The sequence below is a fragment of the Blastococcus saxobsidens genome (assembly GCF_002938435.1).
Taxonomy (GTDB): domain Bacteria; phylum Actinomycetota; class Actinomycetes; order Mycobacteriales; family Geodermatophilaceae; genus Blastococcus; species Blastococcus saxobsidens.
On record NZ_POQT01000021.1, the window covers coordinates 1 to 24,459 of the forward strand.

General features: G+C 73.4%; 24 protein-coding genes. 12 read left to right on the forward strand and 12 right to left on the reverse strand.

Annotated elements, in window-relative coordinates; genetic code table 11:
• A partial coding sequence (locus tag C5507_RS13320) for a PucR family transcriptional regulator (protein WP_170107061.1) occupies positions 1-426 on the forward strand: 426 nt, incomplete at its 5' end.
• Between the two features lie 61 nt (positions 427-487).
• On the opposite strand, the gene C5507_RS13325 is transcribed toward C5507_RS13320, so the two are convergent.
• The 4 genes from C5507_RS13325 to C5507_RS13340 form a co-directional block, all read right to left on the reverse strand.
• Positions 488-1,534, reverse strand: a complete 1,047-nt coding sequence (locus tag C5507_RS13325) for an LLM class flavin-dependent oxidoreductase (protein ID WP_104529014.1) — start codon at positions 1,532-1,534, stop codon at positions 488-490.
• Positions 1,531-3,066: an APC family permease gene (locus C5507_RS13330; RefSeq protein ID WP_207225726.1), complete on the reverse strand. Its 1,536-nt coding sequence runs from the start codon at positions 3,064-3,066 to the stop codon at positions 1,531-1,533. Before C5507_RS13330 ends, C5507_RS13325 begins: the two co-directional genes overlap by 4 nt.
• A gap of 156 nt (positions 3,067-3,222) precedes the next feature.
• Entirely contained in the window at positions 3,223-3,942 is a 720-nt protein-coding gene (locus C5507_RS13335) for a PDC sensor domain-containing protein (protein WP_104529015.1), read from the reverse strand.
• The gene (locus C5507_RS13340; protein WP_130504212.1) at positions 3,939-4,715 is read right to left on the reverse strand and encodes a FadR/GntR family transcriptional regulator; all 777 of its coding nucleotides are present in this window, start codon (positions 4,713-4,715) and stop codon (positions 3,939-3,941) included. Before C5507_RS13340 ends, C5507_RS13335 begins: the two co-directional genes overlap by 4 nt.
• 125 nt (positions 4,716-4,840) lie before the next feature.
• Here C5507_RS13340 and C5507_RS13345 point away from each other — a divergent pair, with 125 nt between their 5' ends.
• The 3 genes from C5507_RS13345 to C5507_RS13355 are packed head-to-tail and all read left to right on the forward strand — an operon-like array spanning position 4,841 to position 8,242.
• Positions 4,841-6,355: a (Fe-S)-binding protein gene (locus C5507_RS13345; protein WP_104529017.1), complete on the forward strand. Its 1,515-nt coding sequence runs from the start codon at positions 4,841-4,843 to the stop codon at positions 6,353-6,355.
• A 2-nt stretch (positions 6,356-6,357) separates the two neighbouring features.
• Complete coding sequence (locus tag C5507_RS13350) at positions 6,358-7,935, forward strand: FAD-binding oxidoreductase (protein WP_211295523.1); 1,578 nt, start codon at positions 6,358-6,360, stop codon at positions 7,933-7,935.
• Positions 7,922-8,242, forward strand: a complete 321-nt coding sequence (locus C5507_RS13355) for a hypothetical protein (protein WP_104529018.1) — start codon at positions 7,922-7,924, stop codon at positions 8,240-8,242. The genes C5507_RS13350 and C5507_RS13355 overlap by 14 nt, the downstream gene beginning before the upstream one ends.
• Positions 8,243-8,319: 77 nt before the next feature.
• On the opposite strand, the gene C5507_RS13360 is transcribed toward C5507_RS13355, so the two are convergent.
• Together C5507_RS13360 and C5507_RS13365 are read right to left on the reverse strand one after the other, a co-directional pair.
• Positions 8,320-9,657, reverse strand: coding sequence for an NAD-dependent succinate-semialdehyde dehydrogenase (locus tag C5507_RS13360; RefSeq protein ID WP_104529019.1), 1,338 nt, complete (start codon positions 9,655-9,657; stop codon positions 8,320-8,322).
• Positions 9,658-9,894: 237 nt separating this feature from the next.
• On the reverse strand, positions 9,895-11,331 hold the full coding sequence (locus tag C5507_RS13365; RefSeq protein ID WP_104529020.1) for an aldehyde dehydrogenase family protein: 1,437 nt from the start codon (positions 11,329-11,331) through the stop codon (positions 9,895-9,897).
• A gap of 228 nt (positions 11,332-11,559) precedes the next feature.
• Here C5507_RS13365 and C5507_RS13370 point away from each other — a divergent pair, with 228 nt between their 5' ends.
• The 3 genes from C5507_RS13370 (at position 11,560) to C5507_RS23515 (ending at position 14,268) form a co-directional block, all read left to right on the forward strand.
• Positions 11,560-13,098 carry an MFS transporter gene (locus C5507_RS13370; protein ID WP_104529021.1) on the forward strand — a complete coding sequence of 513 codons (1,539 nt, stop codon included), beginning with the start codon at positions 11,560-11,562 and terminating at the stop codon, positions 13,096-13,098.
• Positions 13,095-13,709 (forward strand): TetR/AcrR family transcriptional regulator, encoded by a 615-nt coding sequence (locus C5507_RS13375; RefSeq protein WP_104529022.1) that lies wholly within the window; start codon positions 13,095-13,097, stop codon positions 13,707-13,709. Before C5507_RS13370 ends, C5507_RS13375 begins: the two co-directional genes overlap by 4 nt.
• Before the next feature lie 163 nt (positions 13,710-13,872).
• Positions 13,873-14,268, forward strand: a complete 396-nt coding sequence (locus C5507_RS23515; protein WP_207225727.1) for a helix-turn-helix domain-containing protein — start codon at positions 13,873-13,875, stop codon at positions 14,266-14,268.
• 84 nt (positions 14,269-14,352) lie between these two features.
• On the opposite strand, the gene C5507_RS13385 is transcribed toward C5507_RS23515, so the two are convergent.
• The gene (locus tag C5507_RS13385; protein WP_104529023.1) at positions 14,353-15,066 is read right to left on the reverse strand and encodes a cyclase family protein; all 714 of its coding nucleotides are present in this window, start codon (positions 15,064-15,066) and stop codon (positions 14,353-14,355) included.
• 25 nt (positions 15,067-15,091) lie between these two features.
• A complete protein-coding gene (locus tag C5507_RS13390) occupies positions 15,092-15,676 on the reverse strand; it encodes a helix-turn-helix domain-containing protein (RefSeq protein ID WP_104529024.1) in 585 nt (194 codons plus the stop codon).
• A 137-nt stretch (positions 15,677-15,813) separates the two neighbouring features.
• On the opposite strand from C5507_RS13390, the gene C5507_RS13395 reads away from it, so the two are divergent.
• Entirely contained in the window at positions 15,814-17,382 is a 1,569-nt protein-coding gene (locus tag C5507_RS13395; protein WP_104529025.1) for a purine-cytosine permease family protein, read from the forward strand.
• A 31-nt stretch (positions 17,383-17,413) separates the two neighbouring features.
• On the forward strand, positions 17,414-17,812 hold the full coding sequence (locus tag C5507_RS13400; protein WP_104529026.1) for a YybH family protein: 399 nt from the start codon (positions 17,414-17,416) through the stop codon (positions 17,810-17,812).
• A 50-nt stretch (positions 17,813-17,862) separates the two neighbouring features.
• Here the strand turns inward: C5507_RS13400 and C5507_RS13405 are convergent, their stop codons facing one another.
• Entirely contained in the window at positions 17,863-18,903 is a 1,041-nt protein-coding gene (locus C5507_RS13405; protein ID WP_104529027.1) for an NAD(P)-dependent alcohol dehydrogenase, read from the reverse strand.
• Positions 18,904-19,043: 140 nt separating this feature from the next.
• Here C5507_RS13405 and C5507_RS13410 point away from each other — a divergent pair, with 140 nt between their 5' ends.
• On the forward strand, positions 19,044-19,934 hold the full coding sequence (locus C5507_RS13410; RefSeq protein WP_104529028.1) for a helix-turn-helix transcriptional regulator: 891 nt from the start codon (positions 19,044-19,046) through the stop codon (positions 19,932-19,934).
• Between the two features lie 91 nt (positions 19,935-20,025).
• The gene (locus tag C5507_RS13415; protein WP_104529029.1) at positions 20,026-20,829 is read left to right on the forward strand and encodes an MBL fold metallo-hydrolase; all 804 of its coding nucleotides are present in this window, start codon (positions 20,026-20,028) and stop codon (positions 20,827-20,829) included.
• Positions 20,830-20,862: 33 nt separating this feature from the next.
• Here the strand turns inward: C5507_RS13415 and C5507_RS13420 are convergent, their stop codons facing one another.
• Positions 20,863-21,219, reverse strand: a complete 357-nt coding sequence (locus C5507_RS13420) for a nuclear transport factor 2 family protein (protein ID WP_104529030.1) — start codon at positions 21,217-21,219, stop codon at positions 20,863-20,865.
• Between the two features lie 81 nt (positions 21,220-21,300).
• Between C5507_RS13420 and C5507_RS13425 the strand changes: the two genes are divergently transcribed.
• Complete coding sequence (locus C5507_RS13425; RefSeq protein ID WP_242611367.1) at positions 21,301-22,128, forward strand: MerR family transcriptional regulator; 828 nt, start codon at positions 21,301-21,303, stop codon at positions 22,126-22,128.
• On the opposite strand, the gene C5507_RS13430 is transcribed toward C5507_RS13425, so the two are convergent.
• A complete protein-coding gene (locus tag C5507_RS13430) occupies positions 22,125-23,201 on the reverse strand; it encodes a maleylacetate reductase (protein WP_207225729.1) in 1,077 nt (358 codons plus the stop codon). The genes C5507_RS13425 and C5507_RS13430 overlap by 4 nt on opposite strands.
• Complete coding sequence (locus C5507_RS13435) at positions 23,198-24,184, reverse strand: intradiol ring-cleavage dioxygenase (protein WP_104529032.1); 987 nt, start codon at positions 24,182-24,184, stop codon at positions 23,198-23,200. The genes C5507_RS13430 and C5507_RS13435 overlap by 4 nt, the downstream gene beginning before the upstream one ends.
• Positions 24,185-24,459: the final 275 nt, after the last annotated feature.

A 24,459-nucleotide genomic window follows, 5' to 3' on the forward strand; every position in this document is an offset into this window, starting at 1 on the left:
GCCGTCGTCGGCAGCGCGGAGCCGGCGCCCTGGGTGCGGCTGGCCGACGGCGTCCGGCAGGCCCGCCAGGCGGCCGAGCACGCGCGGGCGGCGGGGCAGCCGGCCACCGCCTTCCCCGACCTCGCCGGGCGGGGGCTGTCGGCGCTGCTCGACCCGCGGGCGACGGCGGCCTTCGCCGAGGCTGCCCTGGCCCCGCTCATCGCCGCCGATCGCGCCGGCCCCGGCGACCTCGTCGAGTCGCTGCGGATCTGGCTCGCCGCGCACGGCCAGTGGGAGCCGGCGGCGGCACGCCTGGGCGTCCACCGGCACACCCTGCGCAAGCGGATCCGGCGGGCGGAGGAGCTGCTGGGCCGGGACCTGGACTCCCCCGGCGTGCGGGCGGAGCTCTGGCTCGCCCTGCACCCCCCGGTCGACCCCCCGGCCTGAGACGGCGACGGGCCGGGCCCCACCGTTCGTGGTGGAGCCCGGCCCGTGCGCCCGCCGCGCCTCAGGAGAAGGCGGGCATCACCTCGTCGTGCAGCAGCCGCAGCTGCTCCTCCACCGACGCGACCCCCGGGATCTCGCGGCCGGTGAACGTCTTGACGATCGACGCGTCGGTGATGGCGGCGACGATGTGGTTGACGCCCGCGGGCTCGATCTCCTTGATCTTGGCCGTGACCTCCTCCGGGGTGCCGGCGAAGGAGAGCTTGTCGGCGAGCTCCGGGCTGGTCAGCTCGATGCCGCGGGCGAGGTCCCCGCCGCCGATCGCGTCGATGATCGGCTCGAGCTCGGCCGGGTCCACCCCGTTGCGCTCCAGCTGCTCGGCCGGCATGGAGGAGGCGTAGATGCCGACCATGCTGCGGGCGGCGTCCTTCGCGGCGGCGGAGTCGCGGCCCACGGCGACGACCACCCAGGCGCCGAAGTCCAGCGTCGTCCAGTCCTTGCCGGCCCGCTCCGCCCCGATCCGCAGGTGCTCGGCCGCGTAGTCGTAGGCCTCGCGTGTGTAGCTGAGGGCGTGGTGGCAGCCGTCGGAGTGCTCGGCGGCCGCCTCGAACGACTTCGGTCCGCGCATCGCCCCCATCTTCACCGGGAGCCGCTCCTGCACCGGGCGGGCGAAGGTGAAGAGCCCGTCGTAGGAGAAGAACTCGCCGTCGCGGGTGATGGCCCCCTCGTCCAGGAAGGTGCGCACGACGTGCACCGCCTCGATGACGCGGGAGAGCGGCTTGGTCTTCGTCCAGTCCATCTTGTACTGCGCCAGCAGCCCGAAGTTCCCGCTGGAGAGGACCACCTCGGCGCGGCCACCGGTGAGCTCGTCGAGGGTGGCGGCGGCCTGGGCGATGAGCGTCGGCTCGCGCAGGGTGACCGGCGAGACGCTCGGCCCCATGCGGATCCGGGAGGTGCCGGCCGCCGCGGCCGCGAACAGCAGCCACAGGTCCTTGTGCCAGGTCTCGTCGGCCGCGTAGACGGCGTGGAAACCGAGCTCGTCTGCCAGCCGGATGGCCGCCAGCGACTCCTCCAGCGAGTAGTCGGGCAGCATCGCGTAGCTGAACCTCATCGGATCTCCTCCCGCGTCGTGGCACCGGCGCCACGGCGCATCTGCTCCAACTGCTGGGCCACCTCGCGGGCGTCGCCCTCGGGGATGTCCGCAGAATGCCGGTCCGGACGGGCGATGAACAGGTAGAGCAGCCCGCTGCCCGCGACGACCGCCAGCCCGATCGCGACGATCCAGCGGTCGAGGAACGTCTCGGTGCCCGGCGCCGGCTTGATCAGCAGGATGATCGCGAAGACCCCGTAGGCCAGGGCGAGCACGTTCACGACCAGGCCGGCGTTGCCCAGGTTCCACACGCCCGCGGGGCGCCAGCCCCTGAGCCGCTGCCGCAGCGCGGCCAGCACCACGGCCTGGAACGAGATGTAGATGCCCAGGACCGCGAAGGCGGTGACGCGGGCGAGCACGCCCTCCTGGAAGTAGACGAACAGCGCGATCAGCACCGGGACCACGCACACGACCATCAGCGCGTTGGTCGGGACGGAGTGCTGGGGCGAGACCCGTCCCAGCCAGCCGCTGGCCGGCAGCATGCGGTCGCGGGCGAAGGCGTAGAGCAGCCGGCTGCCCGCGGCCTGCAGCGACAGCACGCACGACAGGAAGGCGACGACGATGACCACCAGGAAGACCTTGGAGCCGGCCGTGCCCAGGGAGCTCTCGAGGATCGACGGGATCGGGTCGACGTCCTCGCCGGCCACGATGGCCTGCAGGTCCGGTGCCGCCAGCACGTAACCGGCGTAGGAGAGGAAGCCGGAGACCCCGCCGACGAGGATGGTGAGGATCATGGCGCGCGGGATCTGCCGCGCCGGGTCGGCGACCTCCTCGGCCACGTCACCGCAGGCCTCGAAGCCGTAGAAGAGGAACAGCCCGGACAGCGACGCGGCCAGGAACACGCCCAGGTACCCGTCCCCGCCGCCGGCGCCCAGCGAGTCGAAGAAGACGGAGAACGGCTGCTCACGCCGGAACAGGAGCAGGAAGAGCCCCAGCGCGATGACACCGACGAGCTCGGCGGCGAGACCGATCTGGGCGATCCGCGCGAGCGTCCGGGTGCCGCTGTAGTTGACGGCGAAGGCGACGACGAGCAGCGCCACCGCGGTCCCGAGGACCACGCCCGGGGTCGCCTCCAGACCGAACAGGGCGGCGACGAAGCCACCACCGAACTCGGCGACGGCGGTGATGGTGACGATGACCGCCCAGATGTAGATCCAGGAGACGATCCAGGCGTACCGCCGGTTCCAGAGCCGCCGGGTCCACGGGTAGATGCCGCCGGCCAGCGGGTACTGGGAGACGACCTCGCCGAAGACCAGCGACACCATCAGCTGGCCGATGCCGACGATCACGATCCACCAGATCGCCGGCGGGCCGCCGATGGAGAGGCTGTAGGCGAACAGCGAGTAGACCCCCACGAGCGGCGACAGGTACGTGAACCCGAGGGCCATGTTGGCCCACAGGCTCATGCTCCGGTCGAACTCGCCGGTGTAGCCGAGTGCGGCCAGCTGGGCGTCGTCGGCCGTCGGTTCGGGGTGCGCTCCGGATCGTGTCACCGAATCTCCTCCGCTCGGTGGCGCGGGCCATCCGACGGTCGCCGGTGTGCCCCAGGCCACATGTTCGCGGGGAAACCTATAGATGCAGAGTTCAGAGGACAAGATGTCCCGGCCGGTCTCGCCGGATCCCCGGGACCGCGAGTCCCGGGGAGGCCGTCAGCCCTGGAGCGGGCGACCGTCGCGGGCCAGGAAGACCCGCCAGGGCACGCCGTCGACGGGCGCACCGTCGACGAGCTCCCCCGCCCCGTCCGGCAGCAGGCTGCCGACGAGGTGGTGGGGAACGGTCGAGAGCACGACCCGCCCCTCGTCATTGACCAGGACGAAGGCCGCCGGCCGGCTCCCGAGCGCCTGGAGGAGGTGCGTCTCGAACCGGCGCACGGGCACGTCGGCGCCCGTCACGCCGACGAACTCCCCCTCGGCGACGACGGGCGTGGTCAGCGTCAGCAGGTATCGGCCGGTGCCGTGGACGTCGACGTAGGGCCCGACGACGTGCCGCCGCCCGGTCCGCCTCGGGACGTCGAACCACTCGGTGGCCGTGTAGTCGTAGTAACCCAGGCTGCTCGGGCGCAGATCCGGCTCCAGGGTGCGCAGCGACCCACCGTCGGGATCCACCTGCCACCACTCCAGCCGCAGGGGCAGACCCTCGCGCGGACGGGGCGCCACCACGAGCCCGAGGCCCACGGCCAGCTGCCCGGGATCGCGCAGCAGCTCGCGGGTGCCGCCCGGCAGGACGGCCCGCCCGGACTCGAGCCCGTCCCGGGCGACCGAACCCAGTGCCGCGTCGTGCACGCGCGCGACGGTCTCGAAGACGCGCTCGACCACCCGGGACACCGCTGCGCCGATCCGAGCGGCGTCAGCCGTCCGCCGGTCGTTCACGACACCTGCCGCTCGGCGCCGCCCGATGCATCCCCGAGGCGCTGCAGCCGCAGCTCGATGGCCCACAGCGTGCGCGTCTCGATGTGCGACTCGGTGAGGGCCCGGGCCCGGGCGGCGTCCCGGTCCTCGATCGCGTCGATCACGGCCCGGTGCCCGGCGACGATGACGTCGAGCAGGCTGGGGGCCACCTCCGGCGGCCACGGCAGCTGGCTGAGCTCCAGGTGCAGGTCCATCTCCTGCATGGTCAGCCGCACGGACTGCGCGCAGGCGGCCAGCTCGATGTAGTACCGGCCGTCGGTCCGCCGCTGGCCGGTCACCGATCCGGCCGAGGCGAGCCGGTCCACGATGTCGCGCAGACGGGCGATCTCCGTGCGCGACGCCCGGGAGGCCGCGAGCCGGGCCGCGGCGGCCGCCACCGCGCCGTGCACGTCGCCGAGCTCGCGCAGGTCCGTGGTCCCCAGCTCGGCCAGGCGGGCGTCGGCGAGCTCGGCCAGCACGTCGTCCCGCGAGCGGACGAAGCTGCCCCCGCCACGACCGCGGCGGGTCTCGACCAGCCCGAGCTTGCGCAGCTCGGCCAGCGCTTCGCGCAGGGTCACCGTCGAGACGTTGAGCATGGTCGCGAGGTCGGTCTCGCTGGGCAGCTGCTCGCCGTCCCCCAGCAGGCCGAGGGCGACGGCGCTGCCGACCCGGCGGACGACGGCCTCGCTGCGCAGCGCGCCGTCGTCCAGCGGTGCGAAGACAGCGCGCCGCGCATCACCGCTGAGCAGTTGCACGCTCTCCTCCTGTGACCGGTGGCCGCGAATTTACCTCGCTGCTCGGCGGACTTAACCGTTGATTCCATAGGTTTAGCCGGTTAGCGTGACGCACGCCCCACCCATCCTGTGACGAGGAGCACGCAGTGACACAGGTCCAGCCCGAACGGGCGACCGGGCCGACCCCTCCGGTCGACGCCCTCTCCGAGCCGTTCACGCCCGGCGCCCCGTCCAACGCGCCCGAGCTCGCCGACTACCCGGAGACGCTCGCCGGTCCCGTCCCCCCGCCACGGGAGGACCCGAAGACGGCGGCGTTCGTCGAGCAGTGGCGGAACACCTCCTACAACTGCTTCTCCTCGGGTCACAAGTTCTGCCGCGAGGTGTGCCCGGTGACCCAGGTCGAGCGCAACGAGTCCTGGACCCCCACCGCGTTCCACGCCAACGTCATCGCGATGGAGCGCGGCGAGCTCGACATCGCCGACATCGCCGCCGACTACGTGAACTGCACGCAGTGCGGCGCCTGCGAGCTGCGGTGCCCCAACACGCTGTTCACCGGCGACTTCTACCGCTTCCGCACCCGCACCGTCGACGTCGTCAAGGCGGTGCGTTCCCTCGCCGTCGAGAGCGGCGTGCACCAGCCGAACTGGCAGAGCTGGAACGAGCGCACCGACCTGCGCACCCACGAGCCCGTCCTGGGCGAGACGCCGGTCAGCCAGGAGAAGGTCCGCGACTGGGCCGACGGGCTCGACATCCCGATCGGCGGCGAGACCGTCCTCTTCGTCGACTGCGAGGCCGCCTTCTACCGGACGTCCGTGCCCCGCGCGGTGGCCCAGATGCTGCAGATGGCCGGGTACGAGTTCGGCCTGATGGGCGAGCAGTGGTGCTGCGGCGGGCCGGCGGCCGAGATGGGCTACGAGGAGCAGGCCAAGCGCTTCGCCCGCCACAACCTGGACAACTGGCGGGCCACCGGTACCAAGCGCCTCCTCGTGCTCGACCCGCACGACTACATCAGCTTCACCGAGGACTACCCGAAGTACTTCGGCGAGGAGTTCGACATCGAGGTAGTCCTCGTGATCGAGGTGCTGGCCGACCTCCTGCGCACGGGCAGGCTGACCCCGTCCGTGCCGGTGGAGCGCGCGATCACCTACCACGACCCCTGCCGGCTCAACAAGCGCAAGGGCATCTGGAAGGAGCCGCGGGAGCTGCTGCGGGCCATCCCCGGTCTCCGGTTCGAGGACGTCGACCGGGTCACCCAGTGGTCCTACTGCTCCGGCGGGGGCGGCGGCCTCCCCATCGAGAAGCCCGAGCTCACCCAGAAGATCAGCGCGATGCGCCTGGAGCGGGCCGCCGAGCTCGACGTCGACACGCTCGTCAGCGCCTGCCCGTGGTCGGAGCGGCCGCTGTCGGAGGCCGGCGACGCCCAGGACATCGACGTCGTCGACCTGCACGAGCTGTTCGCGCAGTCCCTCGGCATCACCGTGGGCGGCTCCCGCGGCGACGTCGGCGACCGGCGGCTGGCCCAGGAGCGCACCGGCGTGCCCGGCCGGGCACGCCGGACCTCGGGCACCGGTCGCGGCGGCTGCGGTGGCGGTGGCGGTGGGTGCGGCGGAGGCGGCGGGTGCGGCTCCGGTTCCGGCGGCTGCGGATGCGGAGGGCACTGACCATGACGATGACCGAACCGACGGCCGCGGCACCGATCGGCACCGCGCCGTTCACCCGTGAACCCCTGGACGACGCGGCGCTGAGCACCCTGGTCGCCGCGCTGCGCCCGATCCTCGCCGACGACCAGATCCTGCTGGCCAAGACCGACCGCTACAACCGCGCCCGCGTGCCTGCGCCGTTCCCGGTGCACCGCTGGTCCGAGCGGGTCCCCGACGTGGTGGTCATGCCCAGCACGACCGAGCAGGTGGCGGCGGTGGTGAAGGTGGCCAACGACCTGCGCATCCCGGTCGTGCCCCGCGACGGCGGCACGGGGCTCACCGACGGCGCCGTGCCGATGCGCCGCGGCATCGTCGTCGACGTCAAGAAGATGAACCAGATCCACGAGCTGGACCTGGTGAACCGGACGGTCACCGTCGGCACCGGCATCAACATGCTCAAGCTCAACGAGCGGCTGGCCCAGCACGGGCTGTTCTACCCGGACGACCCGGCCTCCTACCCCTGCTCGCTGGTCGGGGGCCGGATCGGCACGAGCGGCTGGTCGCTCATCGGCTCCCGCTACGGGCACACCCGGGACCTGGTGCTGAGCTTCGACCACGTGCTGCCCACCGGCGAGGTCCTGCACGTCGGCGACGGCATCGGCCGGAAGATCAGCAAGTCCTCCAGTGGATACCAGCTCAAGCACCTCTTCATGGGGCACCAGGGCACCCTCGGCATCGCGACGAAGGCGACGCTGAAGCTGTTCCCCAAGCCCGAGGCCGAGCTCTCACCGTTCTGGGCGTTCGACAACTACGAGGACGCCCACGCGTGCACCGGCGCCCTGGCCCGCGCGGGGGTGGCCACCTTCGCCGGTGCCGTCCTCTTCGACGAGCACAAGGTCGCCTACCTGCGCCGCGACGACGAGGCCTACATCCCCCAGCCGGCCGACGTCCGGGCGCTGGTCTGCTCGGTGATGTACGGCTACGAGGACGAGGTGCGGGCCGGTGGGAAGCGGCTGTTCCGGATCGCCAAGGAGCACGGCGCCCGCTACCTCGGCGACGAGATCTCCGAGGGCGACTGGGCGGCCCGGCACGACCGGTACGCCACCCCGCTGCACGGCCGCACCAAGGACGGCCAGGTCATCCCCATGTCCTGGCACTGCGAGGACGCGGCGGTGAACTACTCGAACGTCCCCGCGGTCAGCAAGGCCTGGCACGAGATCCTGGCCGACCTGCGGCGGAGGACCGACGTCTTCGACGACTGGGGGATGTTCGCGTACACCTCGGCCAGCACGGGGGTCGACTACCTCACCGAGATCGACGTCGGCATCTGGGAGCAGCGCCTGGACGACGCTGCCTGGGCCGCGTGGGTGAAGGCCAAGCGGGACATCGGCGCGGTGGCGCTCGCCCACGGCGGCTCGATGAGCGCCTGCCACGGCTCCTGCCGGGAGGGCGAGGTCGACCTGGTGCCCGACGAGCTCGGCCGCGGCTTCGACGTGATGCTCGACGTCAAGCGGGCGCTGGACCCGAACAACATCATGAACCCGGGCAAGTACCTGCTGGACCGGGCCTACGGGAGGGACACGACCGATGAGAACCGATGACCAGCCCACCGGCCCGGCGGCGACGGCGCCCTACCGCTTCGCCGAGCAGCACACCCCGCCGGAGGCGCAGCGGGCCAGCGAGGTGGCGCAGACGACCTTCGAGCACGTTTACGAGGTGGACCCGCGCCTGATGCAGGAGCACGTGCTCCAGCAGGTCTTCCCGAACTGGGACACGCTGCGCATCATGCGCAGCCGGCACGACCACCTCGAGTGGATGCACCGGCACTTCGCCGACAAGGTGGTGACCGGGTCGGAGATCCTCGCCGAGGTCGAGCGCGAGGCGACCTCGCCCCCGCCGGCGCCGTAGGGCCGCCCTGCCGATCGCGTCGAGGCCCCGGTCCTGCTGGACCGGGGCCTCGACGTTCCCGGCGAGTTCCCGCGCCGTCAGCCCACGGTGCGGATGAGCTTCTTGTTGACGAACTCGTCCATCCCCAGCCGGCCCAGCTCGCGGCCGAAGCCCGAGCGCTTCGTCCCCCCGAAGGGCAGCTCGGGGCCCTCGGCGCCGACCCCGTTGATGAACACCATGCCGGTGTCCAGGGCGTCGGCGACGCGCAACGCCTGCTCCGGGTCCGTCGTGAAGACGTAGGACCCGAGTCCGTACGGGGTGTCGTTGGCCAGCTCGACCGCCTCCTCCTCGTCGCGGACCCGGTAGACCTGCGCCACCGGACCGAAGAGCTCCTCCCGGTAGACGTCGTTGTCGGGGCGAACGTCGGTGAGCACGCCCGATGGGAACCACGCCCCGTTGCGCTCGCCCGTGCTCGCCAGCTGGGCCCCCTGCGCGACCGCGCGGTCCACCTGCTCCGCGAGGTTCGTCGCGGCGCGGGGCGAGGACAGCGGGGCCGCCGGACCCGCCGCCAGCAGCAACTCCTGGAACGCCGCGACGAACTCGTCGTACAGCGCGTCGAGGACGATGATCCGCTTCGCCGCGTTGCAGGCCTGGCCGGTGTTCTCCATCCGCGCCGCGACGGCCGCCTCCGCCGTCGCCGCCATGTCGTCGGTGCTCAGCACGATGAACGGGTCGGACCCACCGAGCTCGAGCACCACCTTCTTCAGGTGGCGCCCGGCGATGGCCGCCACGGCCTCGCCCGCCCGCTCCGAGCCGGTCAGCGAGACACCGCGCACGCTGGGTGCGGCGATGATGGTCTCGACCTGCTCGTTGCTGGCGTAGATGTTGACGTACACACCCTCGGGCGCCCCGGCCTCGAGGAAGATCTGCTGGATGGCGGCCGCCGACTCCGGGCACTGCGGCGCGTGCTTGAGCAGCACGGTGTTCCCGGTGATCAGGTTGGGTGCGGCGAAGCGGGCGACCTGGTAGTAGGGGAAGTTCCACGGCATGATGCCGAGGACCGTGCCGACGGAGGCCCGCCGGATCAGCGCGGTACCCGGGCCCGAGGTGACCTCGATCTGCTCGTCGGCCAGGAACTGCTCGGCGTTGTCGGCGTAGTACTGGTAGATCGAGGCGGCGTACTCCACCTCTCCCACACCCTCCTCGAGCGGCTTGCCCATCTCCCGCTCGATGATCCGGGCCAGCTCGTCGGCCCGCTCCAGGTGGAGCTCACCCACGCGCCGCACGACCGCTGCCCGCTCGGCCGGCGACGTCCGCCCCCAGCTACGGTGCGCGCTCGCGGTCGCCGCCACGGCCTGGGCGATCTCGTCGTCCGTCGCGACAGGGAAGGTCGAGACGGTCTGCCCCGTGCGCGGGTCAAGGACTGCGTACTCCATGGTGTTCCTCTCCGTTTTCCTCGCTGGGTGGTGGTTCACGTCCGTCGGCCTGCAGTCTGCCGGTCCCTCCCCCGTGGCGGCACGCTCCAGCGGCGGAGACCCGGATAAGGCACGTCCCGCCTGACCGGCAGCGGCTGCTGGGCCGATGTGACGAGGCCCCGGTCCGATCGGACCGGGGCCTCGCTGCATCCCGGCCACCCCGAGATCATCAGAGGCGGCCGAGGGTCCGTGGGTGCCTCAGAGGTCGATGCCGGTGAGCACGAGGACGCGCTCCTCGGTGAGGTCCTCCATCGCGGCGTGCACGCCCTCGCGGCCGGTGCCCGAGTCCTTCACGCCGCCGTAGGGCATCTGGTCGGCCCGGAAGCTCGGGACGTCCCCGATGACGACGCCGCCGACCTCGAGGTCGCGGGCCGCGCGGAATGCGACCTGGAGGTCCCGGGTGAAGACGCCGGCCTGCAGCCCGAAGCGGCTGTCGTTGACCCGGCCGAAGGCCTCGTCGAGCGAGTCGACGACGTCGAGGACGACGACCGGTCCGAACACCTCCTCGCGCGTCACCTTCGCCGTCGGCGGGACGTCGGTGAGCACGGTGGGCGCGTACGCTGCGCCGCTCCGGATGCCGCCGGTGAGCAGCGTGGCGCCGGCGGCGACCGCCTCGTCGACCCAGCTCTCCACGCGGCGCGCGGCCGCCTCGTCGATCAGCGGGCCGACGTCGGTCGCGTCGTCCGTGGGCTCGCCGGTGGCCAGCTTCTGGACCGCCTCGACGACGCGGTCGGCCAGCGTGGCCGCGACGTCGCGGTGGGCGTAGACCCGCTGGACCGAGATGCAGGACTGGCCCGCCTGGTACATCGCGAAGGTGGCGATCCGCGAGGCCGCGTAGGTGAGCGCCTGCTCGTCCTGGTCGGGTGCGACCACGACCGCGGCGTTGCCACCGAGCTCGAGGGTGACGTGCTTGCGCGGGACGGACTCGCGGATCGACCAGCCCACCGGCACCGAGCCGGTGAAGGACACCACCGGCAACCGCTCGTCGCGGACCAGCTCCGCGGCCACCTCGTTGGTCACCGGCAGCACCGACCAGGCACCCGCGGGGAGGCCGGTCTCGGCCAGGATCTCGCCGAGGAGCAGCGCGGTGAGGGGGGTCGCGGGGGCCGGCTTGAGGACGATCGGCGCGCCGACGGCGATCGCCGGGGCGACCTTGTGGGCGACCAGGTTGAGCGGGAAGTTGAACGGCGCGATCCCGAGCACCGGCCCGCGCGGCGCGCGGCGGACCAGCGCCATGCGGCCGGTGGCGGCCGGGTCGGTGTCCAGCCGCTGCAGCGTGCCGGACCAGCGGCGCGCCTCCTCAGCCCCCCAGCGGAACGTGGACACCGCCCGGGCGACCTCCAGCCGGGCCCACTTGACCGGCTTGCCGGACTCGGCCGTGATGAGCCGGGCGATCTCCTCGGTGCGCTCCGACAGCCGCCGGGAGACGTGGTCGAGGGCGGCCGCCCGGACGTGCGCCGGGGTGGCCGCGCAGGCCGCGCGCGCCTGGTGCGCCGCGGCGACCGCCGCCTCGACGTCCTCCGGCGTCGCCAGCGAGGTCCGGCCGGCCACCGCGCCGTCGTGCGGCGAGGTGACCTCCAGGACCTCGGCGCCGGACCTCGGCGCGCCCGCGACCCAATACGGGGTGGTGGTCATTGGTCCTCCTCGGACGACGGCGGGTGTGCCATGCGGACGCTGCCCGAGTGCGCACCCTCCCGGGAGATGCCACTGCGGCCACCGCGGCTGCCGGCAGGTGCCCCTGCGGACACCGGCCGCGACGGCGAGGATCACGCCGCTGAGACTTTTGGTCGGTCGACCAATTCAGGGGTAGCGTGGCGTCGCAGCACCGTCCGGTGCGCGTCGTCCCCGTTCCTGGAGGCCCCGGTGAGTCGGCTCCAACGCTGGTCCGCGCTCGCGGTCCTGGCGCTGCCGGTCCTGCTGATCAGCATCGACATGACGGTGCTCGGTTTCGCCGTCCCCGCGCTGTCGGCCGACCTCGGGCCGACGTCGAGCCAGCTGCTGTGGATCGTCGACATCTACTCGTTCCTGCTCGCCGGCCTGCTCGTGCTCATGGGCAACCTCGGCGACCGCATCGGGCGCCGCCGACTGCTGGTGATCGGCGCCGTCGCCTTCGGGATCGCCTCCACGATGGCCGCGTTCGCCACCACGCCCGAACTCCTCATCGCCGCGCGGGCGCTGCTGGGGCTGGGCGGGGCGACCCTGATGCCCTCCACCCTGGCGCTGCTGCGGACCGTGTTCCCGGACGACCGCGAGCGCCGGCTGGCCATCGCGGTCTGGGCGGCGGCCTTCTCCGGCGGCGCCGCGGTGGGCCCCATCGTCGGCGGGGTGCTGCTCGAGCACTTCTGGTGGGGCTCGGTCTTCCTGGTCAACACCCCCGTGATGGCGCTCCTGGTCGTCGGCGCGCTCACGTTGCTGCCCGAGTCGCGGACGGCCCGCCCCGGCCCGTTCGACGTGCTCTCCGGCGCGCTGTCGATCGCCGGCATCCTGCCGGTGGTGTACGGGCTGAAGACGGTGGCGAAGGACGGCCCGGACGCGTCCGTGGTGCTGTCCTTCGCGCTCGGCCTCACCCTGCTGTGGATCTTCGTGCGCCGTCAGCGCACGCTGGCCCAGCCGCTGCTGGACCTGTGGCTGTTCGGCAACCGCGTCTTCTCGGCGGCGGTGGCGACCAACCTGCTCACCGTCTTCGCGCTGCTCGGCGTGCTGTTCTACCTGCCGCAGTACCTCATGCTCGTACTGGGCATGAGCCCGCTGCGCGCCGGCGTCTGGATGCTGCCGCTGGCGTGCGCGACCATCGTCGGATCGCTGGCCGCCCCCTGGCTGGCCCGCCGGCTGCACCTGCGCTGGGTGATCGGCGGCGGTATGGCCGTGGCCGCGGCCGGCCTGGCGGTCGGCACCCTGCTCGGGGTCGACGGCGACCGCACGGTCCTCGTGGCGGCCGGGCTGCTCATCGGCGCCGGGGTGGGCGCCGCCGAGGCGCTGACCAACGACGTCATCCTCACCGTGGCACCGCCCGAGCGGGCCGGCGCCGCCGCGGCCGTGTCCGAGACCGCCTACGAGTTCGGCGCCGCCATGGGCACGGCCGTGCTGGGCACGGTCGGGCTGTCGGTCTACGCCGGCCGGCTCGCCGACGTCGACGGCGTCTCCGGGCAGGCGGTGGACACGGCCCGCGAGTCCCTCGGCGCGGCGACGGAGATCGCCGCCGGCCTGCCGCCGGGAACCGCGGCGACCTTCCTCGCCGAGGCCGGGGAGGCCTTCGTCGCCGGCATGGACGTCGTCCTGGTCATCGCCGCCCTGGTCGCCGCCTACGTCGCCGCGCAGGCCGTCGTCCTGCTGCGGCCGGAGCTGAGCACCGGGACGCCCGCTGCGCACCCCCGCGCCGAGCGCGAGACGGTGGCGCGGTGACAGCCGGCAAGCGCGCCCACCTGCCGGTCGAGCAGCGGCGGGCCCAGCTCGTGGCCGCTGCCATGCGGGTGATGCAGCGCGAGGGGGCGTGGGCGCTCACCACCCGCGCGGTCGCCCGCGAGGCGGGCGTCCCGCTCGGCGCCGTCCACTACGCCTTCGGCTCCAAGGCCGAGCTGGTGCGCGCGGTGTTCCAGGCCGACCGGGAGAACGCCACCGCACTGCTGCGGCGAGCGGTCGAGGCCGAAGGCACGCCCACCGAGATCCTCACGCGCGCGCTGGTGGGCTACACCGACAGCGTCCTCGCCGACCCGGGGGCCGAGATCGTGCTCCAGGAGCTGACCATGATGGGCGGCCGGGACGAGGACCTGCGCGCCGCCGCCCGGGAGTCCACGGAGCAGTACCGCGCCGACGTCCTGGACCTGCTGCACCGGCTGGCCGAGGCGACCGGCGGCAGCTGGTCCGGCGACGTCGAGGTCCTGGCGGAGTCGCTGCTCGGGCTGCTCTTCGGGGCGTCGGTCAACTGGCTGTGCACCGGGGACGACGAGCTCTTCCGCCGGTGCGTGCAGGACGCCGCCCGCTCGCTGGCCGCCCGGCTGCTCCCGCCGCCGTAGACGCCCGGCGCTCCCGCGGGGCGCACGGGCAACATGTGACGAACGGGACCGGTCCGTCCCGTTCCGCTCGCCGTCGCGGCCGGCTCCCCCGCCGCTTACGGTGGGTGTCAAGGAAAACGCGATCCGTAGTCACAGGGTCCGGCCTGCCACCGAGAGGAACGACATGACCCTCCCCCACCGCTCCGCCGTTGCGACGCTCGCCCGCCCCGTCGCCCCGAGCCGGTACCCCGCACCCCGCCCGGCCGTGCACGGCGCCCCCGCCGGCGCCCGCCCGCTCCCCACCGGCGCGCGTCCGCCGCACCCGGGCATGGTCGCGCGCCCGGGCACCGTCCAGCACCCGGGCGCCGTCCAGCGACCGGCCGGCGAGCGCCCGGCCCCGCGCCCGGTCAGCTTCCTCACCGTCGCCGAGGTCGCGGCGATCATGCGGGTCTCGAAGATGACCGTCTACCGCCTGGTCCACGGCGGCGAGCTCTCCGCGGTCCGCGTCGGCCGCTCCTTCCGCGTGCCCGAGCCCGCGGTCCGCGCCTACCTCTCCTCCGCCCGCACCGACGTCGCCTGACGGCCGTCCCGGGACCGCCCTCCGGTCCCGGCCACGCGCCGGGCGCCGCCACCGCCGCTGGCCCGCCGCGGGAGACCGGGCGCGTCACCGGGCGGCATCTGCCGCCCAGCCCCCCGGCGGGCCCTCGAAGGCGACAGCGCGGACGGGGGCGCCGTCGGCTCCGGCCAGCCGCAGGGGCAGCACGCTGACCACGGGCTCGACCGCCTCGAGGGCGTCGAGCCCGCGCAGGTTCTCCACGATGACGCCACCGGCGCCCAGGACGGCCAGGTGCGCCGCGAAGCCACCGGCCGGGTTCCCGTCGAGCACGGTCTCGTCGAGGCTGAGGGCGTCCAGGCCGACGGTCCGCACACCGGCGGCGACGACCCGCTCGGCCGCCTCGCCGTCGAGGAACGGGTGGCCGAAGTACTCGTCACTCCCCCAGTGGGCGTCCCAGCCGGTGTGCAGCAGCAGCATCCGGCCCGGGCCGAGCCGGTCGGCGACCGGCCGCAGGTCCGACCAGGTGATCGCGGTGTGCGGCCGCTTGCCGCGCACGTCCACCACGACGGCGGGCGCCAGGAAGAGCTCGAGGGGCAGCTCGTCGATGCGCGCCCCGTCGTCGAGGAAGTGGTACGGCGCGTCCACGTGGGTGCCGGTCTGCGACCCCATCGCCACGTGCAGCACGTTGTAGCCGTGCTCCCGCACCGTCGTCGCGGACCCGATGCGGACCAGCGGATCGCCGGGGTACACCGGCATGCCGTCCGCCAGCGGGTGCGACAGGTCGACCACACCGCTGATCGGCGCCCCGGGGACGCTCGTCATGCTGACCTCCTGGGATGCGCGTTGCTCACGGCGCGGGGCTGAGGACCCACAGCACGTCCGCCACCGTGTGCTGCGAGGGGTTGAGCCAGGTGTGCGGCGTGGCACCCGGCATCGTGAAGGCGTCCCCGTCGGCCAGGTCGACCGTGTCGCCGGGCAGGAGCAGCCGCAGCTGCCCGGCCGCCACGTAGACGAACTCCGCCTCGCAGGCCAGCGAGTACAACTCCGGACCGCCACCGCCGCCCGGTTCCACCAGGGACCGGATGACCTGCAGCTGCCGCTGGGAACCGGCCGTCAGGAGGTACTCGCGCAACCCCCGGCCGCCGAAGTTGATCGGCGGCGCCTCACCCGCGCGGACCAGGGACGTGTCCGGGGCCTCGAACAGCTGGCCCACGCTGATCCCGAGGACCCCGCAGACGGTCACCAGGGAGGCCACCGACGGCGAGACCTCGTCGCGCTCCAGCCGGCTGAGGAAGCCCTTGGTGAGGCCGGCCTCGACCGCGACCGCGGCGAGCGTGAGGCCCGCGGCCTGCCGGGCCGTCCGCAGCCGGGCGCCGATGCGGGCCTCCGCCGGATCGTGCGGCCGCGTCAGCCGCCGGACCTCGCCTGCCATGCCGCCCCCTCCGGTCGTCGCCTGGCTGCAGCATGCCCGACATCGCTTGTGCAACAAAGGTTGTCTCACAGGCAACCCGGCCTCTAACCTCTGCCCACCGCGGTGGCCGTCGTCACCGCCTCACCCGGAGGTGGCACATGAGTGGAGCGGAATTCGCGGGATTGGCTGCGGATGCGCGCCGGCCTCGAGTGACCGAGATCGAGCAGCACGGGATCGACACCATCCCGGACGCCGAACGCACGTCGCGGCCGTTCGACCTGTTCCGCATCCAGTTCGGCGGGGCCAACACCTTCGCGACCGTCATCCTGGGGACGTTCCCGGTGCTGCTGGGGCTCTCGCTGACCGAGGCGGTGCTGGCCACGTTGACCGGCGTCGTCGTGGGCGCGCTCATCCTCATGCCGATGGGCCTGTTCGGGCCGCGCACGGGCACGAACAACGCGGTCTCCTCCGGCGCCCACTTCGGCGTCCGGGGCCGGGTGCTCGGCTCCTTCCTGTCCCTGCTGACCGCGTTCGCCTTCTACTCGATCTCGGTGTGGGTCAGCGGCGACGCCATCGTCGGTGCGGCCACCCGGCTCTTCGGGACGGGTGACTCCGACCTGTTCCGCGGGGTCATCTACGCCGTCCTCGGCGCGCTCGTGATCGCCGTGGTGATCTACGGCTACCAGTTCATGCTGCTGGTCAACAAGGTCGTCGTCCTGGCCAACACCGCGCTGTTCCTGCTGGGCATCGTGGCCTACGCCTCGCTGTTCGACGCCGGCTACGACCCGGGCCCGGAGGCGTACGCGCTGGGCAGCTTCTGGCCCACGTTCCTGCTCTCGGCACTGATCGTCATGGGCAACCCGATCAGCTTCGGCGCCTTCCTGGGCGACTGGTCGCGCTACATCCCCGCGGGCACCTCCACCGGGCGGCTGCTGGCGGCGACCTTCACCGGCCAGCTGGCCACCCTCGTCCCGTTCCTCTTCGGCGTCGGCACGGCCACCATCGTCGCCGGTGAGGTGGACTACGTCGTCGCCCTGATCCAGGTCTCCCCGCTGTGGTACGCGCTGCTGCTGATCGTCGTGGCGTTCCTGGGCGGCATGTCCACCGGCGTGACCTCGCTCTACGGCACCGGCCTGGACTTCTCCTCGGTGTTCCCGCGGCTCAACCGGGTGCAGGCCTCGCTGGTCATCGGCGCGGTGGCCTTCGTCTTCATCCTCGTGGGGCGGCTGGCCTTCGACCTGCTGGCCAGCGTGAACGCCTTCATCGGCGCGATCGTCATCTGCACCACGCCCTGGATGATCATCATGATGCTCGGCTACGTCGTCCGCCGCGGCTACTACTCGCCGGAGGACGTGCAGGTCTTCAACCAGGGCCGGACCGGTGGGCGGTACTGGTTCAGCAACGGCGTCAACTGGCGCGGGATGGTCGCCTGGGTCCCGGCGGCCATCGCCGGCCTGCTGTTCGCCAACTACCCGCCGCTGATCGTGGGGCCCTTCAACGCCGTCGTCGGCGGCGGCATCGACGTCAGCCTCCCCGTCTCGCTCGGGCTGGCCGCGGTGATCTACCTGGCGCTGCTGTTCGCCTTCCCGGAGCCGCGACACGCCTTCGGCCCGGAGGGTCCCCGCTGGGTGCCGGTCAAGGACGACGAGCCGACGCCGATCGTCGACGACCCGCGCGCCTCGGTGCACCGGGCCGGACGCCGCCCCCAGGACACGGTCGCCCCGTGAGCCGCTGCCCCCTCCTCGACGGCCGCCGCCCGTGAGCGCCGTCGAGGAGGTGCACCGGGCTGCCGCCGAGCTCGTGGCGGCGTTCGGTCGCGGGGACCTGGACGGGTACTTCGCCTGCTTCGCGGACGACGCGACGTTCCTCTTCCCCACCACCGGAGCGCTCCTCCCGTCGACGGACGCCTACCGTCGCGAGTGGTCGCGCTGGCAGGACGACACCGGGTTCGCGGTGCTGGCCTGCACGACCACCGACACCGTCGTGCAGGTGCACGGCGACGCGGCGGTGCTCACCCACCGGGTCCGCACCACCACCAGCGAACGGGGGGTCGTCTCGGAGCTCGACGAGCGGGAGACCATCGTGTTCTGCCGGCAGGACGACGGCCGCTGGCTGGCCGTGCACGAGCACCTCTCCACGGTTCCCGAAACCACCTGAGCCACCGCCGCTCCTGACGCCGGGTCGGGACGGCGCCGGGTCGGTGGGCGTCACCGCAGGGTCGCGGCGTCGATGACGAACCGGTAGCGGACGTCGGAGGCCAGCACCCGCGCGTAGGCCTCGTTGACCTGCTCGGCCGGGATGACCTCGACCTCCGCGCCGATGCCGTGCTCGGCGCAGAAGTCGAGCATCTCCTGCGTCGCGGCGATCCCGCCGATCATCGAGCCGGCGAACGTCCGCCGCCCGCCGATCAACGACATCGCGTGCACGCTGAGCGGCTCCGCGGGGGCACCGACGTTGACCAGCGCCCCGTCCACGGCGAGCAGCGACAGGTACGCGTTGACGTCGATCGGCGCGCTGACGGTGTTGACGACCAGGTCGAAACGGCCGGCCAGCTGCGCGAACGTGTCGGGGTCGCTGGTCGCGAAGTAGTCGGTGGCGCCCAGCCGCAGGCCGTCCTCCTGCTTCTTCAGCGACTGCGACAGCACCGTCACCTCGGCGCCCATGGCGTGCGCGAGCTTGACGGCCATGTGCCCCAGACCGCCCAGCCCGACGACGGCGACGCGCCGGCCCGGGCCGGCCCCCCAGCGGCGCAGCGGCGACCAGGTGGTGATGCCGGCGCACAGCAGCGGCGCGGCGGCGGCCGGGTCGATGCCCTCGGGCACCCGCAGGACGTAGCCGGCGTCGACGACGACGTGCGTGGAGTAGCCGCCCTGGGTCGTGCTCCCGTCGCGGTCGGTACCGGCGTAGGTGGCCACCATGCCGTGGACGCAGTACTGCTCGTCGCCGCCCAGGCAGTTGGCGCACTCGCCGCAGCTGTTGACCATGCAGCCGACCCCGACGCGGTCCCCGATGCGGTGGCGGGTGACGTCGGGTCCGACCTCGGTGACGTGGCCGACGATCTCGTGACCGGGCACGACCGGGAAGGGCTGCGGCCCCCAGTCGCCGTTGACGGTGTGGATGTCGGAGTGGCAGATGCCGGCGTACTCGATCTCGACGAGCACGTCGTTCGCGCCGACCGCGCGGCGCTCGATGGTGGTGGGGGCCAGGGGCTCGCCGGCGGCGGGGGCGGCGTAGGCGTTGACGCGCATGCGGGAGTTCTCCTCGTGACGTGGTCCGTCCGGTGGTCGAGCACCACCGAACGCCTCCCGGGCCGCACGTGGGAGGGCGAGTGTGTGGGGGGTACAAGCTCGACCTCCCTCCCCCGGCTGCGCGACGTAGCGTCGACGGCGTGGACAACCGCTCCGACATCCGGGACTTCCTCGCCAGCCGGCGGGCCCGGATCACCCCCGAGCAGGCCGGGCTGCTGCCCGGAGGAGGCCGGCGGCGGGTACCGGGGCTGCGCCGCGAGGAGGTCGCCGTCCTCGCCGGCGTGAGCACCGACTGGTACACCCGGCTGGAGAAGGGCCACATCAGCGGCGTCTCCGAGGACGTCTTGGAGGCCGTCGCCCGGGCGCTGCAGCTGGACGACGCCGAACGGACCTACCTGTTCGACCTCGCCCGCGCCGCCCGCCCTCCCCGCACGCCGCCGCGCCGCGCCAAGGCGCAGATCCCGCCGCGGGTGCAGTGGATGCTGGACACGGTGACCGGTTCGGCGGCGTTCGTCGCGAACGGCCGCCTCGACATCGTCGCGACCAACACCCTCGGGCGGGCGCTGCACTTCCCGCTGTTCGACAACCCGCGGCGGCAGGCGAACTTCGCCCGGTTCCAGTTCCTCGACGCGCGGGCGCGCGACTTCTACCCCGACTGGGCGGGCGCGGCCCGGATCACCGCGGCCCTGCTTCGCGCCGAGGCCGGCCGCCGGCCGCACGACACCCAGCTGCGCGAGCTCGTCGGGGAGCTGTCCACCGTCAGCGAGGAGTTCCGCACCCGCTGGGCCGCCCACGACGTCCGCATCCACCACGACGGCGCCAAGCAGTTCCACCACCCCGTCGTCGGCACCCTCGACCTCGGCTACTGCACCCTGGACCTGCCGGCCGAGGACCGCTCGACCCTGCGGCTGACCATCTACACGGCCGCACCGGGCTCGGCGTCGGAGGACGGGTTGAAGGTGCTGGCGAGCTGGGCGGCGACGCAGGCGACCCCGGCCGCGCAGGCAGCCCCGGCGCCCGAGGCGCCCTGACCCTGGTGACCCGGCGACCGCTCCGGAGTGGGTGCACCATGGGTCCCGGGCCCGGTGCCCGCCACGAGTTCCCCCACGGAGCGGAGCACCCATGCAGGTCGGGGAGATCGACGTCCACCCCATCGCCGACGGCACCTTCCGGGCCGCCCCCGGCTACTTCGGCGACCACGTCACCGCGCACGGCCACGAGGACTTCTTCGACCGGCACGGGCAGGCGTGGATGCCGATCGGCTGCTTCCTCGTCAGGACCGGCTCGCACGTGGTCCTGGTCGACGCGGGCCTGGGGCCGGACCTGCACGACGACGGTCCCCGGCGGCTGCTCGTCGGCGGGCAGCTGCCGACGGGGCTGCGGGCGGCCGGGGTGACCCCCGACGAGGTCGACGTGGTCATCTGCACCCACCTGCACCTCGACCACTGCGGCTGGCTGTTCGACCTCGTCGGCCGGCCGGTCTTCCCGCGGGCCGACCTCTGGTTCGGGGCGGCCGACTGGGAGCACTTCGTGCTCGACCCGCGGAGCAGGATGCTCGACCACATCCGGCACGGGATGCGGTCCACCGACCCCGCCCGCATCCACCTCGTCGACGGTGACACCACCGTCGTCCCCGGGGTCGACGTCACCCCGACCCCGGGGCACACCCCCGGCCACCTGTCGGTCATCGTGTCCTCCGGCATCCACCGGGCGCTGCTGCTCGGCGACGCGGTCACCTGCCCCCTGCAGCTGGACGAACCCACCTGGTACGCCATGGGCGACGTCGACCCCCAGCTCGCCGCCCGGGTGCGCGAACGGCTGTTCCGGGAGCTCGAGGGGGAGAACACCTACGGAGCCGGCGCCCACTTCCCCGAGCTCCGGTTCGGCCGGGTCATGGCCGGTCAGATGCGCCGGTGGATCGGCTGACCCGCGGGCCCGGCACCGGGCGCTGGGCAGTGCTCACACCGGAGCGATGTCCAGCTCCGCGACGAGTTCTCCGTCCATGGTGAAGCGGTAGGCCAGGTCGACCACGCCGCCGGGGAAGTTCCCCTCCAGGCGGTTGACCGCCACCCAGTGCCCGTCGTCGACCCGCTGGGCTCCGGTCAGCTCGGTCGTGTAGTCGAACTCCGTCCCGGAGTGCCGGAGGAAGCCCAGGATCTGCTCGGTCCCGCGGAAGGTGCGGCCCTCGTCGGTCACGACGGCGTCCGGGGTGAAGGCGGCGACGGCGGTGTCGGCGACGCGGGCGGTGTGCGCGGCGAGGAAGCCGAGGATCGGGGCCGGGAGCAGGCTGGGCTGGATCGTGGTCGGTGTCGTCATGCACCGACCGTGCGCCGTCCCGCGGCGGGAGGGTCAAGCGCTGGACCCTCCCCCCGGGGGAGAGTGCAGAGTGCACCCGTGATGTCCATCGGCGAGTTCTCCCGGCTGACCCATCTCAGCGTGCGGACCCTGCGCCGCTACCACGACGCCGGCCTGCTCGAGCCCGAGACCGTGGACCCCGCGACGGGCTACCGCTCCTACGGCGCGGACCAGATCCCGACCGCCCAGGTCATCCACCGGCTGCGCGAGCTCGACGTCCCGCTGCCCGACGTCCAGCGCATCCTGCGCTCCCCCGACCCGGGCACCCGCGCCGCCCTCGTCGCCGACCACCTGCGGCGACTGGAGTCGGAACTGGACCGGACCCGCGCCGCGGTGGCGTCGCTGCGCCGGCTGCTTCGGCCCGAGGCCGCGCCGCCGGACGTCGAGCTGCGCGCCGTCCCGGTGACCACGGTGGCGGCCGTCGAGGACGACGTGGACCACGACGACGTCCTGGCCTGGTACGCCGGCGCCATGGCCGAGCTGGACGCCGTGGTCGAGCACCCCACCGGCGCGCCGGGAGGGCTGTACGACAACGCGCTGTTCGAGGCCGGCCGCGGGCACGTGCTGGTGTACCGGCCGTCGGCCGAGCCGCCACGCAGCGGCCGGGTGCGGCCGGTGACCCTGCCGGCCGTCGAGCTGGCCGTCACCACCCACGTCGGCGAGCACGACGACATCGACGTCACCTACGGCGAGCTCGGCTCGTGGGTGGTGGCCAACGCGCTGGCCGTGGCCGGGCCGGTGCGCGAGACGTACCTGGTCGGCCCGCGCGACACCCCCGACCCGGCCGCCTGGCGCACCGAGATCGGCTGGCCGGTCTTCCGGATGGCCACGCTGAGCCGCCCGTGCCGCCCCATGGAGGATGGCCCCTAGGCGGGCGGGGCCACCGGGGGTTCCCCCGCCCAGGCCGCCCGGAGCAGCGCCGCGACACCGTCGCGGGTGACGGGGCGCGGGTTCGAATAGGGGTTGGCGACGGCCAGGTCGGCGATGCGCTCGATGTCCCGCTCGGCCATGCCGAGCTCGGCCAGCGAGCGGGGTGCACCCAGCCGGCCGGCCAGCTCCCACAGCTCGCGGGCGGGGTCGGGCGCCCCGCCGAGGGCGCGGGTGAGTGCGGCGACCGCGCCGGGCACCGCGGGCCGGTTGTAGGCCAGCGCGTGCGGGAGGACGACGGTGTGGGTCTGGGCGTGCGGCAGGTCGAGCGTGCCGCCGAGGGTGTGGCACAGCTTGTGGTGCAGCGACATGGTGGTCGCCCCGAGGACGACGCCGCACAGCCACGCGCCGTACTGGGCCTCGCCGCGCGCGTCGAGGTCGGCGCCGTCGGCGACCACCCGGGGCAGGGCGGCGGCGAGCGCGCGGGTCCCCTCCTCGGCCATGAGCGAGACGATCGGGCTCGCGTCCGGGGCGTAGAGCCCCTCGACCGCGTGCGCGACGGCGTTCATCCCACTGGTGGCCGACAGCTGCGCGGGCAGCGACACCGTCAGCTCCGGGTCGTAGACGACGCTGGCCGGCAGCACGCGGCTGTCGCGGCCGGTGCGCTTGGCGCCGCCCTCGGTGAGACCCCAGATCGGAGTCATCTCCGAGCCGGCGTAGGTGGTGGGGACGGCGATGACCGGCAACCCGTGCTCCAGCGCGATGGCCTTGCCCAGGCCGACCGCCGAACCGCCGCCGACCGCCACGCAGCCGTCGGCGCCGAGCTCCGCAGCCACCTCCCGGGCCCGGTGCGCCACCTCCACCGGCACGTGCATGCGGGCCTCCGCGAGCACGCCGGCCGCGCGGTCGCCGAGGGCGGCGGCCACGAGCCGCCCGGTGTCCTCCTGCTCCGGTGAGCAGAGCACGAGCACCCGGGTCAGCCCGAGCGCCGCGACCTCCTCGGGCAGGGCGCTCAGCGACCCGGCGCCGAAGCGCACCCGCATCGGCAGCGCGGAGTACGTGAAGGACGCGATCACGACGGGGCACCCCGCACCACGGTGGGCTGCGCATCGGCCGGCGGGGCCGACCCGGGCGCCTGGTCGGCGCGCAGCAGGGAGAGGTCGAAGGTCAGGGTGCGGAACGGGTTGGCGAGGCCGACCTCGGCGGCACGGGCCGGGTCGTCGACCTCGGGCACGTCCCGGACCAGCGACTCCTTGACCCCGAAGACGGCGTCGGAGTCAAGGTACGGGGAGTCGGCGACGAACACGTGCGTGGTCACCGGCCGGTAGCCCGGTGCCGCGGCGATGAAGTGCAGGTGCGCCGGCCGGTTGGGGTGCCGGCCGGTGGCGGCCAGCAGCTGGCCCACGGGGCCGTCGTCGGGGATCGGGTAGAACCGCGGGACCACCGAGCGGAACCAGAACCGGCCGTCGTCGTCGGCCGTGAAGAGCCCGCGCAGGTTGCCCGGCGGCTGGATGCCGGGCTGCTGCACGTCGTAGAAGCCGTCCTCGTTGGTCTGCCACACGTCCACGGTCGCCCCGGCCAGCGGTTCGCCGTCCGGCCCGGTCACCCGGCCCGACACCAGGCATGGCGTGCCCTTGCCGTCCAGCGCGATGTCGGCGCCGAGCTCCCGCACCGGCGACTCCACCATGTGGAACGGCCCCAGGACGGTGGACTCGGTGGAGGTGCCGCCGGTGCGGTGGTTGATCGTCTCCACCAGCATCGAGACGCCCAGGACGTCGGAGAGCAGGATGAACTCCTGCCGCAGGTCGTCGCTCATGTGCCCGGTGCGGGTCAGGAAGTCGATCGCGAACCCCCACTCCTCCTCGGTCAGCTCGACGTCCTTCACGAACGCGTGCAGGTGCCGGACCAGGGAGGTCATCACCTGCCGGAGCCTCGGATCCGGGGTGCCGGCGAAGCTCTGCGCGACGACCTCCGCAGACCGCTCCTCGCTGAACAGCTCGCGGTCGCTCGTGCCTGCACCACCGTTCGGTCCGGCACCGTGCGTGTCCGGGTCTGCCATGGGGCGTCTCCTCGTTGCTCGGGTTCCGACCGACCCGAGTCTGCGCGTGCCGCCGCGGCAGCGCCTGCCTGATCCGGCCGACCACGCGGAACGAATCTGCGCCTCGACCCTGAGCAGCTCGTACGCAGCTCTCCCCGACGCCCGCCACCGGCCGCGCCCGAGCCTGACCTCACGCGTGCTGTGCTGATCAACCCCTTGGGCGGTCCCGCGCTCCCTGACATCGCCGCCGTCCCCGAGCCGGAGGCTGCCCACCGGGTGCGTCGCTCCCGCGCACC